Source organism: Klebsiella sp. RC2 (assembly GCF_014192815.1).
GTDB lineage: Bacteria > Pseudomonadota > Gammaproteobacteria > Enterobacterales > Enterobacteriaceae > Klebsiella > Klebsiella variicola.
The window spans coordinates 683,055-699,437 of record NZ_JACHYL010000001.1 but is presented as its reverse complement, the minus strand read 5'-3'; the positions used below and the strand labels follow the sequence as shown (position 1 = coordinate 699,437).

The window sequence follows — 16,383 nt, the reverse complement described above, 5'->3', positions numbered from 1 at the left end:
TGTCACTTAACGAGTCAAAAATATCGCGTAAAACTACTCGCGCCCGCGCCTTCAGGCAAGCGGAATTCGCGAGTTTTGCTATCTTCTGGCAAAACGTTTAGGCTGTGGCACAAAATGAGCGTTTGGGAGCTGGGTTGTGGAATGTCGTACCGATTGTGGCGCATGTTGCATCGCTCCCTCTATATCATCGCCAATACCCGGCATGCCGCAGGGCAAGCCCGCCAATACCCGCTGTATTCAGCTTTCCGAGCACAACTTGTGCCTGATTTTCGGCTCCCCTCTGCGCCCGAAGGTGTGCGCCAGCCTGCAGCCCTCGCCCGAGATGTGCTTCACCCACCGCGATGACGCCATCACCTGGCTGCTGGATCTTGAGCTGGCCACCGCGCCCTGAGCTTAAAGCAGCAGATGAGACAGGTTTTTGATATGGGCGCTGAGGCCGTCGAGTAGCGCCTGTACGCGCAGGGGGAGAATGTCCCGCCGCTGGAAGATAAGCCAGGCCTGCAGGTCGATACAGCGCTCCTTTTTCAGACAGGGAACCAGCTGTCCCGCCGCCAGCTCGGTGGCGAGTGAATAGTAGGGCGCATAGACGATCCCCATCCCCAGCTTCGCCAGCTCCACCGCCGGTAGTGTGTTATCGCAAACGAATCCCCCCTTTACCGTGAGATTAAGCGGTTCGCCGTTTTTGCTTTTGAAGGTCCAGACATTGTCGCTGCCGCCCAACATGCGCAGGGTAATGCACTCATGATCCACCAGCGCCTCCGGCTCGGCGATAGGATGTTGCGCCAGATAGTCCGGAGAGGCGAAGACGCCGGTGCGAAAGCGGGTAAAGGGGCGGGCGATGAGATTTTCATTCTGCGGCTTAAAGGGGCTTATCAGCAGATCGCAGTCGCTATTAAAAATGGCGCCGTATTTCTGTTCCCGCTCGCTGGCGTTGCGGGTGACCAGATTGATCTGTAGCTCTGGCAGGGTTTTTCTCAGTGCCGGCAGAATATAGCGCCCGAGAAACTGGTGGATGCCAATGGGCGCCCCAAGGGTGACCACGCCCTGCAGCGTGTTCTTATAACGGTCGGCGAGGTTGATAAGCTGCTCATGTTGCTCAAGGACGGCGCGGCTGGCGTGAATAAACTGCTCGCCGAACTCGGTGCGCACCAGTTCTCGGGCGGCGCGCAGGAAAATGGCCAGACCGACTTTCCGCTCCACGCTGGTCAGCGTCCGTGAGACGTTAGACTGGGGCATATTCAGGCGCTGGGCCGCCCGGCTCACGCTGGCGGTTTCGGCGATGGCGCTGATGATTCTCAGCTCATCCATTTTAAAGTCTTTCAACATCTTATCGCTGCCTGATATCTGTGGTATATCAAAAATGATATACCAGTTTGGCGGAATTGCCATGTGATTTATTGATCAGCTAAACGTATGATGGCCTTTGCGTTGAACAGTCCGTTATTTAAGGAAAATTGTGCGTTTTATCGCTTCTTTTGTGGTCCTCGACGTCATTAAAAATAACGATCTTCCCGCTGGCTTACTGAGTGTATATGCACCATGCTGCTTAATTATTTTGCTTTGTTTGTATTAATACTGGTTTTTCTCATATTATTTTATGGAGTGATTATTATCCATGATATTCCCTATCATATCGCGCAAAAACGGCAGCACCCCCATCAGGACGCGATTCATGTGGCGGGCTGGATAAGCCTGTTTACCCTGCATGCTATCTGGCCTTTTCTGTGGATCTGGGCCACCTTGTACCGCCCTGACCGCGGGTGGGGGATGGCTTCGCAGACCGAGGATAGTCTGCAACGCAAGGAACTGGAGCAACGTATCGCATTACTCGAAGCGGCGTTAAAAAACAGCCAGCAGGCGTCAGCGGGGAATAAAGATAAATAATATGGATCTGTTAATTATCCTTTGCTATGTCGCCATCGCCTGGGGCGTTTTTAAGATATTTCGCATTCCAGTAAATAAATGGACAATACCCACTGCCATATTAGGCGGAATAGTGGTCGTAGGCGCGTTAATATTAACGATGAACTATAACCATCCCTATACGCTGCGGGCGCAAAAAATTGTCGTTTCTATTCCGATGGTGCCTCAGGTCTCAGGCGAGGTGGTTGAGGTTACGACTAAAACCAACGTGTTAATGAAGAAGGGCGAACTGCTGTTCCGCATCGATGACACCCGCTACCGCGCGCGGCTGAACAAGCTGAAAGCCGATCTGGCGGCCGGGGAGGCGACGCTGCGGGCGAAGCAGGCGACTATCGACGATGCCAGCGCCAGAGTGCAGCAGGCGCAGGCCGAGTACGATCGCGTTACCCGTGACTACCAGCGTTATGCACAGGGGGCGGCCATGCCGGTCAATCCTTTCTCGGAACAGGATGTGACTCACGCCAGGCAGCAGGTGCAGATCCAGACGGCGGTATTGCAGGCGGCGAAAGCGCAATTACAAAACGCCAGAGAGCAGGTGTCTGGCCGCTATAACGGGCTTGATGCCAACATTGCCAGTCTGAAATCGCAGATCCTCGAGGCGGAGTATAATCTGGCGCAAACTGTGGTTCGTGCGCCGAGCGATGGCTACGTTACCCAGCTATTGGCGCGGCCGGGGATGACCGCGGTACGTCTGCCCTTCAAGCCGGTGCTGGTGTTTATTCCCCAGCAAAAGCGCCAGGTGGTGGCGGTATTCCGCCAGAACTCGGTTCTGCGTCTGACGGCCGGGGATAGCGCGGAGGTGGTGTTTAATGGTCTGCCGGGCAGCGTCTATAGCGGTAAGGTATCGCGGGTGCTGCCGGCGATCCCGGATGGCAGCTATCAGGCCAGCGGTGCGCTGCAGGGGCTGAGCGCCGGAGCCGGAAAAGAGGGCATCTATGTGCTGATCGACCTCGATCCCCACCCGGAAGTGGAACATTTACCGGACGGGGTCAGTGCGCAGGCGGCGGTTTATACCGATTATTTTGCCCATGTGTCGATTATGCGCAAAGTCCTGCTACGAATGACCAGCTGGCTGCATTACCTCTATCTGGATCATTAATCAGGATGGCCCGGTCGAGGCCGAGCCGTCTTGCCTACACGTCCCTGATCCGCCACAGGCAGACCTGAGCGGTGATACCCATGACCAGCGCTATCCAGAACACCGCGTGATAGCTCCAGATCTCCGCTACTACCCCCGCCAGTGAACCGGCGATGATCCAGCCGACGCGGGTGGTATTGGTGTAGAGGGTAGTGGCCGCGCCCGCTTGCCCCGGCATCAGATCCTGGAAATAGAGCATGCCGATCCCGGCGAGGATCCCGATATAGACGGCGTTCAGCACCTGCATCGCCAGCAGCAGCGCCGGCGTATGCACCGTCAACATGCCCACGTAAAACAACACACCGGCCACTGCCGAAAGGCGCATCAGAAAGCGTTTACCAAAGCGCCGGGCATAATAACCGGCAATCAGCATGGTAGGAATTTCCAGTCCGGCCGCGGTGCCCATCATCAGCCCGGCCAGCTTCTCCGGCAGATGCAGCTCATTAATGATAAACAGCGGCATATTAATGATGTACAGGCTGTTGGTGCCCCACATCAGCGTGCAGATGCTAAACAGCAGCAGCGCATCGCGGCGGTGCGTGCGCGGGGCTTCCAGCCGGCCCGTCGCCACCGCCGCCGCTTTATGCATGCTGGGTAAGAACAGCCAGACCATGATCCCGCAGACGATAAACGCCGCCGCAGCGCTGAGATACATTGCGGTAAAACCAAACCCCATCGCCAGGGCGTAGGCCAGCGGGGGACCAATCACCCATGCCAGGGAGACCTGGGCGCGCAAAATGGAGCTGAACATCACCGCTTCGCGACCGGTCTTGTCGGCGTGCTCGCGCGCGAGGGCGAACATCTGCGGGTTGGCGGTCGAGCCAAAGCTACTGAGGAAGACGCCGATAAACAGCAAAATGAAGTAGTTCCGGTTCCAGGCAAACAGCAGGCAGGCCAGCACCCCCAGCAGGCAGCAGACGACAATCAGCTGTTTGCGATCGCCCCGGCGGTCGGAGCGGCCAGCGAGGAACTGGCTGACCAGAATGCCAATGACGGCGCTACCAGTAAAAAAGAAGCCGACCATCGCCGGGCGGACGTGCACTTCGTTGGTCAAAAAGAGGCTCAGGGTTGGGGTTTGCAACGCCCCGGCAATGCCTGTCAGAAAGGCGACGATCAAGAATGCGGAAGAGGTTACATCGAACCCGCGTCGGGGAAGGGCGGCGCTACGGTTTTGCATGTTCGGTTTTCTGTAGTTTCAGGAGACGGCGCGGAGTTTACGCCTGCTGGCTGAAAATGAACAGTAGTATGGCACGAATAATTAAAAAGGCGTTTCAAAATACAATGTTCAGCAAAAAGCTGACGTTTGCGGTGGTCGATAGCAAAGGCTTCAGCAAAAGTGTGCAGTACCTCTAAGTTCTGCAATCAAGTCGCTGACGTACCTTGCGCGTTGAGCAAGAAAGGTACAAAATTCTTGAAACGTTTCAGCGTCATTCGACAATCCGTTCCCCGTCAGATGGCGCCTTTTTTCTCAAGTTAGCTGAAACGATTCAATTCAGCAGGAGAGGAGAACCATGTTCCAGTTATCTGTGCAGGATATTCATCCCGGCCAGCAGGCCGGTAATAAAGAAGAGGCCATCCGGCAGGTCGCCGCCGCGCTGGTCAGCGCCGGCAACGTGGCTAATGGCTACGTGAACGGTATGCTGGCTCGCGAGCAGCAGACCTCGACCTTCCTCGGCAACGGGATTGCGATCCCGCACGGCACGACGGACACCCGTGACCAGGTGCTGAAGACCGGCGTCCAGGTATTTCAGTTCCCGCAGGGCGTCACCTGGGGCGAAGGGCAGACCGCCTATGTGGCGATCGGGATTGCCGCCAGCTCAGATGAACACCTTGGCCTGCTGCGTCAGCTGACCCATGTGCTAAGCGATGACGCGGTAGCCGCGCAGCTGCAGTCCGCCACCACCGCGGAAGAGCTGCGTGCGCTGCTGATGGGGGAAAAACAGAGCGAAGCGCTGAAGCTGGACAACGAGACCCTCAGCCTTGACGTGGCGGCCAGCGATCTGCTGACCCTGCAGGCGCTGAACGCGGCGCGACTGAAAGAAGTGGGTGCCGCTGACACGGCATTCGTAAGCCACGCTATCAACGATACGCCGCTGAACCTCGGTCAGGGCGTCTGGCTGAACGACAGTGCGGAAGGCAATCTGCGCAGCGCCGTGGCAGTCAGCCGCGCGGCTAATGCCTTTACCCGCGACGACCAGCCGGTTTCCCTGCTGGTCACGGTGGCGATGGCCGATGAGCAGCCGACTGCGGTGCTGAACCGCCTGAGCAAGCTGCTGCTGGACAAGAAAGCTGACCGTTTGCTGAAAGCCGACGCCGCCACCGTGCTGGCGCTGCTGACCAGCGACGATGCCATTGCGGAAGACGTGCTGAGCGCCGAATTCGTGGTGCGCAATGAGCACGGCTTGCATGCCCGACCGGGCACCATGCTGGTCAATACGATTAAACAATTCTCCAGCGACATCACCGTCACCAACCTCGACGGTTCCGGCAAGCCGGCCAACGGTCGCAGCCTGATGAAGGTCGTGGCGCTGGGTGTGAAAAAAGGTCACCGTCTGCGTTTCACCGCGCAGGGTGAGGATGCGCAACAAGCGCTGGATGCGATTGGCGAAGCGATCGCCGCAGGCCTTGGGGAGGGCGCATAAATGAGCAGACGTGTAGCAACGATTACGTTAAACCCGGCGTACGATCTGGTGGGGTTCACCCCGGAGATTGAACGCGGTGAAGTGAACCTGGTGCGCACCACCGGCCTGCATGCCGCCGGGAAAGGCATCAACGTGGCGAAAGTGCTGAAAGATCTCGGCATTGATGTCACCGTCGGCGGCTTCCTGGGCAAAGACAACCAGGATGGCTTTCAGCAGCTGTTCAGCGAGCTGGGGATCGCCAACCGTTTCCAGGTGGTGCAGGGTCGGACCCGTATCAACGTTAAGCTGACGGAAAAAGATGGCGAAGTGACGGATTTCAACTTCTCCGGCTTTGAAGTCACCCCGGGCGACTGGGAACGCTTCGTCAACGACTCCCTGAGCTGGCTCGGGCAGTTCGATATGGTCTGCGTCAGCGGCAGCCTGCCGTCCGGCGTCAGCCCGGAGGCCTTCACCGACTGGATGACCCGTCTGCGCAGCCAGTGCCCATGCATTATTTTCGACAGCAGCCGCGAAGCGCTGGTTGCCGGACTGAAAGCGGCGCCATGGCTGGTGAAACCGAACCGTCGCGAGCTGGAGATCTGGGCCGGGCGTAAGCTGCCGGAGATGAAAGATGTTATCGAAGCCGCCCATGCGCTGCGCGAGCAGGGTATCGCCCACGTGGTGATTTCCCTGGGTGAAGAGGGCGCGCTGTGGGTGAACGCCTCCGGTGAGTGGATTGCCAAACCGCCTTCAGTGGAAGTGGTCAGCACCGTCGGCGCCGGCGATTCGATGGTTGGCGGCCTGATTTACGGCCTGCTGATGCGTGAATCCAGCGAGCATACCCTGCGCCTGGCGACTGCCGTCGCTGCCCTGGCCGTCAGCCAGAGCAACGTGGGTATTACCGACCGTACCCAGTTGGCCGCGATGATGGCGCGCGTCGACTTACAACCCTTTAATTGACAGCAGGAGAGGCATAATGAAAACGCTGCTGATTATTGATGCCGGACTCGGACAGGCGCGCGCCTATATGGCGAAAACCCTGCTGGGAGCGGCAGCGCCTAAAGCGCACCTTGAACTGATTGATAACCCGAACGACGCCGAACTGGTGATTGTGCTGGGCGCGGCGCTGCCCACCGACAGCGCGCTGAACGGCAAACAGGTCTACCTTGGCGATATTAATCGCGCCGTGGCGCACCCGGAGCTGTTCCTCAGCGAAGCCAAAGGTCACGCAACGCCGTACGCGGCCCCTGCCGCTGCGGCAGCCCCGGCGGCTACCGGCGGACCGAAACGTATTGTCGCGGTCACGGCCTGCCCGACCGGCGTTGCTCATACCTTTATGGCGGCAGAAGCCATCGAAACCGAAGCTAAAAAACGCGGCTGGTGGGTGAAGGTGGAAACCCGCGGCTCCGTTGGGGCTGGCAATGCCATCACCCCGGAAGAGGTGGCCGAGGCGGATCTGGTGATCGTCGCTGCCGATATCGAGGTGGACCTGGCGAAATTCGCCGGTAAGCCAATGTATCGCACCACCACCGGTCTGGCGCTGAAGAAAACCGCCCTGGAGCTGGATAAAGCGGTGGCCGAAGCCAAACCGTACCAGCCGTCCGGTAAACCTCAGGCTGCTGGCGAAGGGAAAAAAGAGTCGGCGGGCGCCTACCGCCACCTGTTGACCGGCGTCTCCTACATGCTGCCGATGGTGGTGGCCGGGGGCCTGTGTATTGCGCTCTCCTTTGCCTTCGGGATCAAAGCGTTTGAAGTGAAAGACACCCTGGCGGCGGCGCTGATGCAGATCGGCGGCGGCTCGGCCTTCGCGCTGATGGTACCGGTGCTGGCAGGCTTTATCGCCTTCTCCATTGCCGACCGTCCGGGCCTGACCCCGGGTCTTATCGGCGGTATGCTGGCGGTCAGCGGCGGCTCCGGCTTTATCGGCGGGATCATTGCTGGTTTCCTTGCCGGTTACGTGGCGAAAGCCATCAGCACGAAGCTGAAACTGCCGCAGAGTATGGAAGCGTTGAAGCCAATCCTGATCATTCCGCTGGTCTCCAGCCTGATCGTGGGTCTGGCGATGATCTACCTGATCGGTAAACCGGTAGCCGGTATTCTCGCCTGGCTGACCCACTGGCTGCAAACCATGGGCACCGCGAACGCGGTTCTGCTGGGCGCAATCCTCGGCGCGATGATGTGTACCGACATGGGCGGGCCAGTGAATAAAGCGGCTTATGCCTTTGGCGTGGGCCTGCTGAGTACCCAGACCTACGCGCCGATGGCGGCGATCATGGCGGCCGGTATGGTGCCTCCGCTGGCGATGGGTATCGCGACGCTGGTTGCCCGCAATAAGTTCGACAAAGGGCAGCGTGAAGGGGGGAAAGCCGCGCTGGTTCTCGGCCTGTGCTTTATCTCTGAAGGGGCGATTCCTTTTGCCGCCCGTGACCCGATGCGCGTGCTGCCTTGCTGCATCGTCGGCGGCGCGGTAACCGGCGCTATCTCGATGGCGATTGGCGCAAAACTGATGGCGCCGCACGGCGGTCTGTTTGTCCTGCTGATCCCGGGAGCGATTACGCCGGTGCTGGGCTACCTGCTGGCGATTGTTGCCGGGACGCTGGTGGCGGGCCTCTCCTACGCGGTGCTGAAACGCCCGGAAGCGCAGGTAGTGGACGTCGAAAAAGCGGCATAATCTTACCGTAATAAAAAAGGGCCGATTGTTCGGCCCTTTTTTTGTCTCTGTTTTACGCCACTTCGGCGATCTGCTGCGCCCGCAGCCAGGCAATCTCTTCCGCCCAGATATCCGGGTTGATGGTTTCCAGAATCAGTGGAATGCCGTCGAAGCGGCTGTCCTGCATGATCCAGCGGAAGCAGTCGTGGCCAATGTTGCCTTCGCCAAGGCTATGGTGACGGTCAACGCGGCTGCCAAACGTACTCTTGGCATCATTCAGGTGCATGCCGCGCAGATACTGGAAGCCGACGATACGCTCGAAGTCGGCAAAGGTCTTCTCGCAGGCTTCGGCGCTGCGCAGGTCATAGCCGGCAGCGAACGCGTGGCAGGTATCGATGCAGACGCCGACGCGGGATTTATCTTCCACGCCGTCGATAATCGCCGCGAGGTGCTCGAACTTAAAGCCAAGGTTGCTGCCCTGGCCGGCGGTGTTTTCGATCACCGCGGTGACGCCTTCGGTCTTCGCCAGCGCGATATTGATCGATTCGGCGATGCGCGCCAGGCACGCCTCCTCCGGGATCTGCTGCAGATGACTGCCGGGGTGGAAGTTGAGCAGCGTCAGCCCCAGCTGCTGGCAGCGGGTCATCTCATCAATGAAGGCATCACGGGATTTTTCCAGCGCCTCTTCCACCGGGTGGCCGAGGTTAATCAGGTAGCTGTCGTGCGGCAGGATCTGCCCGGGGCCAAAGTGATACTTTTCGCAGGCGGCTTTGAATTCGGCGATGGTTTCGTCGCTGAGCGGCGCGGCGCGCCACTGGCGCTGGTTTTTGGTGAAGAGGGCGAAGGCGGTTGCTTCGATTTCGGCGGCGCGAATGGCGGCATTGGCCAGTCCACCTGAGGCGCTCACGTGCGCTCCTACGTATTTCATAAAAAAACTCCAGTTAAAGCCGCTGGGGGGTGGGTAATGATAGCGGCTTAACTGGAGAAAGATGTAGTGCTTTATGCCATCAGGCTGTGGATAGCGACGTTAATAGCCCCGCCGCCGACAATCAACCAGACGAACAGCATCAGCGCCATCAGCAGCGGTTTCGCCCCGGCTTTTTTCAGCGCGCTGACGTGAGTGGTAACCCCGAGGGCGGCCATTGCCATCGCCAGCAGAACGGTATCCAGCGTCACCAGCATATCCACCACGGCTTTCGGCAGCAGATGGAAGGAGTTAAACACCGCCACCAGGATGAACATAATCGCGAACCATGGAATGGTGATTTTGCTTTTCTCGCCGTTGCCTGCCGGGGTCAGCTGTTTAACACGCGCCGCCAGGAACAGCAGGAACGGAGCCAGCATCATGACGCGCAGCATTTTGGCGATAACCGCCGCGTTCTCGGCGTCCGGGCTGACCGCATGGCCGGCGGCAACCACCTGCGCCACTTCATGCATGGTGGAACCCATATAGATCCCGTAGGTCTCCGGAGTAAACCAGTGCGCCAGCAGCGGGTACATCGCCGGGTAGAGGAAGATGGCGATGGTACCGAAGATAACCACCGTGGCGACGGCGACCGTCACTTTACTGGCTTCGGCTTTGACCACCGGTTCGGTGGCGAGCACAGCCGCCGCGCCGCAGATGCTGCTGCCGGCGCCGATCAGCCAACTGGTGTGTTTGTCGAGACCAAACACTTTCTGGCCAAGGAAGCAGGCGATGAAAAAGGTACTGGAGAGCGTCAGAACGTCAATCAAAATACCGCTCACGCCGACGTCGGCAATCTGGGCGAACGTCAGGCGGAAGCCGTAGAGGATGATCCCCAGGCGCAGCAGGTGCTGCTTGGCGAAGATCACCCCGCCGTCGCAGGGCTGCCAGATTTTCGGGTAGACCGTGTTGCCGACGACCATCCCGAACAGGATAGCGAGGGTCAGGGCGCTAAAGCCTGCGCCGGCGATGGCCGGGAAACTCCCGGCCCACAGGGCGGCGCCGGTCAGCGCGGCGGTCAGCGCCAGGCCTGGGACAAAATGCCACAGGGAACGATGTTTGGTGGGTAAAGTGAGTGCTGTCATAACCTTCTCCTTTGTCTGCCTAAAGGTTACGCCGCGCGCGGTTAAATATAAAATTGATTATATGTTTATAATCAATCGTAATAAGTGGTTAAGGACCGCATCGTCGCTGACAAGGGGGCAGGGGAGCGATGCGGCGAAAGCGGGGCGGTTTTCCAGCAAGACGATGATTTTGTGACATAAGCGGATTTTCCTTCCTTCAGCCGCCTCGATTTGTGTCACCATAGTAAGGAAGGTTATTCAGGTTGGATTACTAAACGGGTGGGTTATGCATATTACGCTGCGGCAGTTGGAAGTGTTCGCCGAAGTCCATAAGAGTGGGTCAACCACTCAGGCGTCACAGATGCTGGCGCTTTCGCAATCTGCGGTCAGCGCCGCGCTGACCGATCTGGAAGGGCAGCTCGGCGTGCAGCTGTTTGACCGCGTCGGTAAACGACTGGTGGTGAATGAGCACGGACGGCTGCTGTACCCGCGTGCGCTGGCGCTACTGGAGCGGGCGCTGGAGATCGAACAGCTGTTTCGCGGCGATAACGGGGCGATCCGGGTCTACGCCAGCAGCACCATCGGCAACTATATTATGCCGGAGATCATCGCCCGTTATCGCCATGACTTCCCGGAACTGCCGGTGGAATTGAGCGTCGGCAACAGCCTGGATGTGATCAACGCCGTCGCCGACCTGCGGGTGGATTTCGGTCTGATTGAGGGGCCGTGCCATGCCGCCGACATCATTGCCGAGCCGTGGCTGGAAGATGAGCTGGTGGTGTTTGCTGCGCCTGATTCGCCGCTGCTGGCGGGGGAGGTGACCCTGCAGCAGCTGGCTGAGGCGCCGTGGATCCTGCGCGAGCATGGGTCCGGTACCCGGGAGATTGTCGATTATGTACTGCTGTCGCATCTGCCGGCGTTTCATATGGGCATGGAGCTGGGCAATTCGGAGGCGATCAAGCACGCCGTCCGGCATGGCCTGGGCATCAGCTGTTTATCGCGCCGGGTGATTGCCGAACAGCTGGCCTCGGGCACGCTGGCGGAGCTGAAAGTGCCATTGCCCCGGCTGACGCGCACGCTGTGGCGGATCCATCATCGGCAGAAGCATATTTCCAAAGCATTACAACGTTTTCTGCAATATTGCCAGGTGTAGCACCCGGTTTTTACGCCTCATAACGGGGGGAATTCGCTGGCAATTCCGCAGGTTAGTGCTTTACTAATAATTTGCGGGCGATCATGAAGCTCTCTTATAACTTTGCATTTGTACCGGATGGAACCCCGATCGTCTGCTACAATCGCGCCTCATTTTTTGGATGGATAGCATTATCACATGGTTTCGGAAACTAAAACCACAGAAGCGCCCACGCTACGTCGTGAACTGAAGGCGCGCCACTTGACCATGATCGCCATTGGCGGTTCCATCGGTACGGGTCTTTTTGTTGCCTCTGGCGCAACCATTTCGCAAGCAGGTCCCGGCGGGGCGCTGCTGTCTTATATTCTGATCGGTTTGATGGTCTATTTCCTGATGACCAGCCTGGGCGAGCTGGCGGCGTTTATGCCGGTGTCCGGTTCCTTCGCCACCTACGGCCAGAATTATGTTGAAGAAGGCTTCGGCTTCGCGCTGGGCTGGAACTACTGGTACAACTGGGCGGTGACGATCGCCGTTGACCTCGTGGCTTCGCAACTGGTGATGAGCTACTGGTTCCCTGATACCCCGGGCTGGATCTGGAGCGCCTTGTTCCTTGGCATTATGTTCCTGCTGAACTGGATCTCGGTGCGCGGCTTTGGCGAGGCGGAATACTGGTTCTCGCTGATCAAAGTCGCCACCGTCATTATCTTTATTATTGTCGGCGTGATGATGATTGTCGGCATCTTCAAAGGGTCGCAGCCCACTGGCTGGAGCAACTGGGGGATCGCTGATGCGCCATTCGCCGGTGGTTTCTCGGCGATGATCGGCGTGGCGATGATTGTCGGCTTCTCCTTCCAGGGCACTGAGCTTATCGGCATCGCGGCCGGTGAGTCTGAGGATCCGGAGAAGAACATCCCGCGCGCGGTGCGCCAGGTCTTCTGGCGTATCCTGCTGTTCTACGTTTTCGCCATTCTGATTATCAGCCTGATCATTCCGTACACCGACCCGAGCCTGCTGCGCAACGACGTGAAGGATATCTCCGTCAGCCCGTTCACGCTGGTCTTCCAGCATGCTGGTCTGCTGTCGGCGGCGGCGATCATGAACGCGGTTATTCTGACTGCCGTTCTGTCGGCCGGTAACTCCGGGATGTACGCTTCCACGCGTATGCTGTACACCCTGGCCTGCGACGGCAAAGCGCCGCGTATTTTCTCGAAGCTGTCGCGTGGCGGCGTGCCGCGCAACGCGCTGTACGCGACCACTGTTATCGCGGCGCTGTGCTTCCTGACGTCCATGTTCGGCAACCAGACGGTGTACCTGTGGCTGCTGAACACCTCCGGGATGACCGGCTTTATCGCCTGGCTGGGGATTGCGATCAGCCACTATCGTTTCCGTCGCGGCTACGTCATGCAGGGTAACGATATTAATAATCTGCCGTATCGTTCCGGGTTCTTCCCGCTGGGGCCGATCTTCGCCTTCGTGCTGTGCCTGATCATCACCCTCGGACAGAACTACGAAGCGTTCCTCAAGGACACCATTGACTGGGGCGGCGTGGCGGCGACCTACATCGGTATTCCGCTGTTCCTCGTCATCTGGTTTGGTTACAAGCTGGCGAAAGGCACCCGCTTTGTTCGCTACAGCGAAATGACCTTCCCGGAGCGCTTTAAGCGTTAATCTTCGCAATTGTGCGATAAAAGCCCTCTGAAAAGAGGGCTTTTTTTATGTCCGCACGGTTACAGCTTGACACAATTCTTCATAATTATATTGATAATCGTAATCATTATCTTTATCATTTTCGCCCATTACGGATGAAGCCACTCCCCGTCTCTGCCATTGGGTCAGACTGACATCGGGCGACCAGCCACATCGACGAGAAAACAGCGCGAGCATGTCGCCGACAGAGCGACAGGCCGCCAGCGCGTGTGAGCAGCACCTTTTTGTTTGTTTGGTTGTACACCTCATGGAGATTTGGAATGTTCAGGTTAAACCCTTTTATCCGGGCGGGATTGTCTGCGTCCGTCGTATCATTGGCGTTTCCGGCTCTCGCCGATGTAAATGAAGAAACGCTGGTGGTGACCGCCTCGGCCACTGAACAGAGCGTCAAAGACGCGCCGGCGAGCATCAGCGTCATCACCCAGCAGGATTTACAACGTAAGCCCGTCCAGAACCTGAAAGACGTACTGCGCGATGTCCCTGGGGTCCAGCTCACTAACGAAGGGGATAACCGCAAGGGCGTCAGCATTCGCGGTCTGAGCAGCAGCTATACCCTGATCCTCGTCGACGGGAAACGCGTCAACTCCCGCAACGCCGTCTTCCGCCACAATGACTTCGACCTGAACTGGATCCCGGTGGATGCCATCGAACGTATCGAGGTGGTGCGCGGCCCGATGTCCTCCCTTTACGGTTCCGATGCGCTCGGCGGCGTGGTCAACATTATTACCAAAAAAATCGGCCAGAAATGGACCGGGACGTTGAGCGCCGATACCACCATTCAGGAACACCGCGATCGCGGCGATACCTGGAACGGTCAGTTCTTCACCAGCGGTCCGCTGATCGACGGCGTGCTCGGGATGAAGGCCTACGGCAGCCTGGCAAAACGCGCCAAGGACGATCCGCAGTCTTCCAGCAGCGCCACCGGCGAGACGCCGCGCATCGAGGGCTTCACCAGCCGCGATGGCAATGTTGAATTCGCCTGGACGCCGGGCGAAAACCATGATTTTACGGCGGGCTATGGCTTTGACCGTCAGGATCGTGATTCCGATTCCCTTGACCGCAACCGCCTTGAGCGTGAGAACTACTCCCTGAGCCATAATGGCCGCTGGGATATGGGTAACAGCGAGCTCAAGTTCTACGGCGAAAAGGTGGATAACAAAAATCCGGGGCAGAACGGGACCATCACCTCGGAAAGCAATGCCATCGACGGCAAGTATGTCCTGCCGCTGGACATGATTAACCAGCTGGTGACCTTCGGCGGCGAATGGCGCCACGATAAACTCAAAGATCCGGTCAACCTGAGCAGTGGCGGCCAGTCGACCTCCGCCAGTCAGTACGCCCTGTTTATCGAAGACGAATGGCGCATCATCGAGCCGCTGGCGCTGACCACCGGCATTCGTATGGACGACCATCAGACCTATGGCGATCACTGGAGCCCACGCGCCTATCTGGTGTATAACGCCACCGATACCGTCACCGTCAAAGGCGGCTGGGCGACGGCGTTTAAAGCCCCGTCGCTGCTGCAGCTTAACCCCGACTGGACCACCAACTCCTGCCGCGGGTCGTGCAGCATCATCGGTAACCCGGACCTGAAACCGGAAACCAGTGAAAGTTTCGAGCTCGGTCTCTACTACCGTGGGGAAGAGGGCTGGCTGCAGGATGTTGAAGGCAGCATCACCACCTTCCAGAATAATGTCGACGATATGATCGATGTTCTGCGCACCTCCAGCGCCAGCGAAGCGCCGGGCTACCCGAACTTTGTCGGCTGGAAAACCGTCAACGGCAAGCGCGTGCCGATCTTCCGCTATTTCAACGTCAACAAAGCCCGCATCAAAGGGGTGGAGACGGAGGTGAAGATCCCGTTTGGCGATGAGTGGAAGCTGACGATGAACTACACCTATAACGATGGCCGCGATCTGAGCAATGGCGGCGACAAACCGCTGCAGACGCTGCCGTTCCATACCGCCAACGGCACGCTTGACTGGAAACCGCTGGACGACTGGTCCTTCTACGTGACGGCCAACTATACCGGCCAGCAACGCGCGGTAAGCGCCACCGGCAAAACGCCGGGCGGCTACACCCTGTTTGACGTTGGCGCGGCATGGCAGGTGACCAAAAACGTGAAACTGCGCTCCGGGGTGCAGAACGTGGGTGATAAAGATCTGAGCCGGGACGACTACAGCTATACCGAAGAGGGCCGTCGCTACTTTATGGCGGTGGATTATCGCTTCTGATCGTCGGCACTAAAACGTGGCCTGCGGGCCTGAGCATGCGCCGCGAAGCTGCTTCGCGGCGCAGTGGCGTTTAGGCAAAGAGATGCTGCGCATGGAAGCGCAGATGGTCTTCAATAAACGAGGCAATGAAGTAATAGCTGTGGTCGTAGCCAGGCTGGATACGCAGCGTTAACGGCCAGGCCTTCTGGCGGGCGGTTTCCGCCAGTACGGCCGGCTGTAATTGCCCGGCGAGGAACGGATCGTTATCGCCCTGGTCGATCAGCGTCGGCACGGCGTCAGCCGGCTGGCTGGCCTGCATCAGCGCGCAGCTGTCCCACGACTGCCATGTCGATTCATCCGCGCCCAGATAGGCGGTAAACGCTTTCTTGCCCCACGGCACCTGGCCGGGATTGACGATCGGCGCGAAGGCGGAGACGCTGGCGTAGCGGCCCGGATTTTTGAGCGCCATTACCAGCGCGCCGTGACCGCCCATCGAATGGCCGCTGATGGCGCAGCGTTCGCCGACGCTAAACTCGCTACGGATCAGCGCGGGCAGTTCATCGCGCAGATAATCATACATCCGATAGTGCGCCGCCCACGGCGCCTCGGTGGCATTCAGGTAGAAGCCGGCGCCTTGCCCCAGATCGTATCCATCATCGTTGGCGACCTCATCACCGCGCGGGCTGGTATCCGGCATCACCAGCGCGATGCCCAGCTCAGCGGCAATGCGCTGGGCGCCCGCCTTGGTGGTAAAGTTTTCGTCGTTACAGGTTAGCCCGGACAGCCAGTACAGTACCGGCGGCGGCGTTTCGCGCTCAGGCGGTAAAAAAATGCTGAACGTCATGGCGCAGTTCAGGACAGGGGAGTGATGACGCCAGCGTTGTTGCCGACCGTCAAAACAGCGATGCTCTTCAAGCAGTTCCATGCAAGGCTCCTCGAAAGGGGGGGGGCGCGTAAACGTTCATAATACA

At 58.6% G+C, this 16,383-nt stretch carries 14 protein-coding genes; 9 read left to right on the top strand and 5 right to left on the bottom strand.

What is annotated here, in order from left to right:
- Positions 1-136: 136 nt before the first annotated feature.
- Entirely contained in the window at positions 137-391 is a 255-nt protein-coding gene (locus FHW76_RS03260; RefSeq protein ID WP_008804013.1) for a YkgJ family cysteine cluster protein, read from the top strand.
- A gap of 2 nt (positions 392-393) precedes the next feature.
- On the opposite strand, the gene FHW76_RS03255 is transcribed toward FHW76_RS03260, so the two are convergent.
- Positions 394-1,326, bottom strand: coding sequence for a LysR family transcriptional regulator (locus FHW76_RS03255; protein WP_023340547.1), 933 nt, complete (start codon positions 1,324-1,326; stop codon positions 394-396).
- A gap of 213 nt (positions 1,327-1,539) precedes the next feature.
- Between FHW76_RS03255 and FHW76_RS03250 the strand changes: the two genes are divergently transcribed.
- Both FHW76_RS03250 and FHW76_RS03245 read left to right on the top strand, forming a co-directional pair.
- Positions 1,540-1,884 (top strand): DUF3302 domain-containing protein, encoded by a 345-nt coding sequence (locus FHW76_RS03250; protein ID WP_008804015.1) that lies wholly within the window; start codon positions 1,540-1,542, stop codon positions 1,882-1,884.
- A gap of 1 nt (position 1,885) precedes the next feature.
- Positions 1,886-3,022: an HlyD family secretion protein gene (locus FHW76_RS03245; RefSeq protein WP_032733367.1), complete on the top strand. Its 1,137-nt coding sequence runs from the start codon at positions 1,886-1,888 to the stop codon at positions 3,020-3,022.
- Between the two features lie 34 nt (positions 3,023-3,056).
- Here FHW76_RS03245 and setB read toward each other — a convergent pair whose 3' ends face one another.
- Positions 3,057-4,238, bottom strand: a complete 1,182-nt coding sequence (gene setB, locus FHW76_RS03240) for a sugar efflux transporter SetB (protein WP_008804017.1) — start codon at positions 4,236-4,238, stop codon at positions 3,057-3,059.
- A 334-nt stretch (positions 4,239-4,572) separates the two neighbouring features.
- Here setB and fruB point away from each other — a divergent pair, with 334 nt between their 5' ends.
- Genes fruB through fruA form a run of 3 tightly spaced genes read left to right on the top strand, consistent with a single transcriptional unit; the run spans position 4,573 to position 8,353 of the window.
- Positions 4,573-5,703, top strand: coding sequence for a fused PTS fructose transporter subunit IIA/HPr protein (gene fruB, locus FHW76_RS03235; protein ID WP_183476219.1), 1,131 nt, complete (start codon positions 4,573-4,575; stop codon positions 5,701-5,703).
- A complete protein-coding gene (gene fruK / locus FHW76_RS03230) occupies positions 5,704-6,642 on the top strand; it encodes a 1-phosphofructokinase (RefSeq protein ID WP_004103928.1) in 939 nt (312 codons plus the stop codon).
- 16 nt (positions 6,643-6,658) lie between these two features.
- A complete protein-coding gene (gene fruA, locus FHW76_RS03225; protein WP_183476216.1) occupies positions 6,659-8,353 on the top strand; it encodes a PTS fructose transporter subunit IIBC in 1,695 nt (564 codons plus the stop codon).
- A 52-nt stretch (positions 8,354-8,405) separates the two neighbouring features.
- Here the strand turns inward: fruA and nfo are convergent, their stop codons facing one another.
- Together nfo and FHW76_RS03215 are read right to left on the bottom strand one after the other, a co-directional pair.
- Positions 8,406-9,260 carry a deoxyribonuclease IV gene (nfo, locus tag FHW76_RS03220; RefSeq protein WP_012967549.1) on the bottom strand — a complete coding sequence of 285 codons (855 nt, stop codon included), beginning with the start codon at positions 9,258-9,260 and terminating at the stop codon, positions 8,406-8,408.
- Between the two features lie 71 nt (positions 9,261-9,331).
- Positions 9,332-10,381 (bottom strand): YeiH family protein, encoded by a 1,050-nt coding sequence (locus FHW76_RS03215; RefSeq protein WP_012967550.1) that lies wholly within the window; start codon positions 10,379-10,381, stop codon positions 9,332-9,334.
- Positions 10,382-10,646: 265 nt separating this feature from the next.
- On the opposite strand from FHW76_RS03215, the gene yieE reads away from it, so the two are divergent.
- From yieE to cirA, 3 genes are all read left to right on the top strand, one after another.
- The gene (yieE, locus tag FHW76_RS03210; RefSeq protein ID WP_008804021.1) at positions 10,647-11,513 is read left to right on the top strand and encodes a DNA-binding transcriptional regulator YeiE; all 867 of its coding nucleotides are present in this window, start codon (positions 10,647-10,649) and stop codon (positions 11,511-11,513) included.
- Between the two features lie 177 nt (positions 11,514-11,690).
- Positions 11,691-13,160: an amino acid permease gene (locus FHW76_RS03205; RefSeq protein ID WP_012541030.1), complete on the top strand. Its 1,470-nt coding sequence runs from the start codon at positions 11,691-11,693 to the stop codon at positions 13,158-13,160.
- A gap of 299 nt (positions 13,161-13,459) precedes the next feature.
- Entirely contained in the window at positions 13,460-15,433 is a 1,974-nt protein-coding gene (cirA, locus tag FHW76_RS03200; protein WP_016161549.1) for a catecholate siderophore receptor CirA, read from the top strand.
- A gap of 70 nt (positions 15,434-15,503) precedes the next feature.
- Here the strand turns inward: cirA and fghA are convergent, their stop codons facing one another.
- Complete coding sequence (gene fghA / locus FHW76_RS03195) at positions 15,504-16,337, bottom strand: S-formylglutathione hydrolase (protein ID WP_008804024.1); 834 nt, start codon at positions 16,335-16,337, stop codon at positions 15,504-15,506.
- Positions 16,338-16,383: the final 46 nt, after the last annotated feature.